Raw genomic sequence first — 1253 nt, forward strand, 5'->3', positions numbered from 1 at the left:
GGCGACATCATCACTTACAAAAATGGTAAGACTGTTGAGATCATGAACACCGATGCAGAAGGTCGTTTGGTACTTGCCGATGGTCTTATCTATGCAAGCGAGCATAACCCTGAGTTGATCATCGACTGCGCAACGTTAACCGGCGCGGCGAAAAATGCATTGGGTAACGACTACCACGCGTTAATGAGCTTTGATGATGAACTTTCTCATCAAGCGCTAACCGCAGCAAACAAAGAGAAAGAAGGCCTGTGGCCACTGCCTCTGGCTGATTTCCACCGTGGTATGTTGCCGTCAAACTTCGCTGATTTATCGAACATCAGCTCTGGAGACTACAGTCCAGGCGCAAGTACCGCTGCTGCATTTTTGTCTTACTTTGTTGAAGACTACAAAAAAGGCTGGTTGCACTTCGACTGTGCTGGTACTTACCGTAAGTCTGCATCAGACAAGTGGGCGGCTGGCGCTACTGGTATGGGTGTCCGCACTCTTGCTCGCCTTCTTAATGAGCAAGCAGAAAAATAATATTTATGGTGGCGTCAGTTAGGCGCTGCCGTAGTCAAGTAAGTCACTTTTAAACACTATTATTACAAGTACAAAAAGGAAACTTTATGGCTCTAGAAAGAACGTTTTCCATTGTTAAGCCTGACGCTGTGGAAAGAAACCTGATCGGTGAAATCTACAATCGAATCGAGAAGGCAGGCCTACGTATTATTGCTGCGAAAATGGTTCACCTGACTGAAGAGCAGGCGAGCGGCTTTTACGCAGAACATGAAGGTAAAGAATTCTTCCAACCTCTAAAAGAGTTCATGACTTCTGGCCCTATTATGGTTCAAGTGTTGGAAGGCGAAAATGCGATTGCACGTTACCGCGAATTGATGGGTAAAACCAACCCAGAAGAAGCGGCAGCAGGCACACTTCGCGCAGATTACGCGCTAAGCATGCGTCATAACTCTGTTCATGGTTCAGATAGTCCTGAATCAGCGGCTAGTGAGATTGAGTTCTTCTTCCCTGAGTCAGAAATTTGCCCTCGCTAATCGGTAGTTAGTTTGTGCTCGTAAAGATAGTTAGCCTCGGATAATTCCGGGGCTTTTTATTATCGAAACAGTTCGAAGATGCATTGGTGAGGTTGTTTGATATTTAACCAATGTGTTTTTAATGCCTTAGCAAAGACAGGGTTTTAGACCTCTTGTTGTAGCTGCATAAAGGCTGTACAATTCGCGCCCTTATTCTTGTTTCAGTCATTGAGAGGCAACATG

1 protein-coding gene and 1 pseudogene are annotated in these 1253 nt (G+C 45.4%); both read left to right on the plus strand.

Annotated features, from left to right (window positions below):
• Positions 1–519: pseudogene (locus tag R7M72_RS25020) on the plus strand (aminopeptidase PepB); the annotation flags it as partial.
• A gap of 86 nt (positions 520–605) precedes the next feature.
• Positions 606–1031 (plus strand): nucleoside-diphosphate kinase, encoded by a 426-nt coding sequence (gene ndk / locus R7M72_RS25025; protein ID WP_318056448.1) that lies wholly within the window; start codon positions 606–608, stop codon positions 1029–1031.
• Positions 1032–1253 lie beyond the last annotated feature (222 nt).

This window comes from Vibrio sp. YT-18 (genome assembly GCF_033337345.1).
GTDB classification, from domain to species: Bacteria; Pseudomonadota; Gammaproteobacteria; order Enterobacterales; family Vibrionaceae; genus Vibrio; species Vibrio alginolyticus.

Bases quoted from the DNA above. Each gene is read 5' to 3' on its own strand.
- ndk (WP_318056448.1), top strand. From the start codon at position 606: ATGGCTCTAGAAAGAACGTTTTCCATTGTTAAGCCTGACGCTGTGGAA.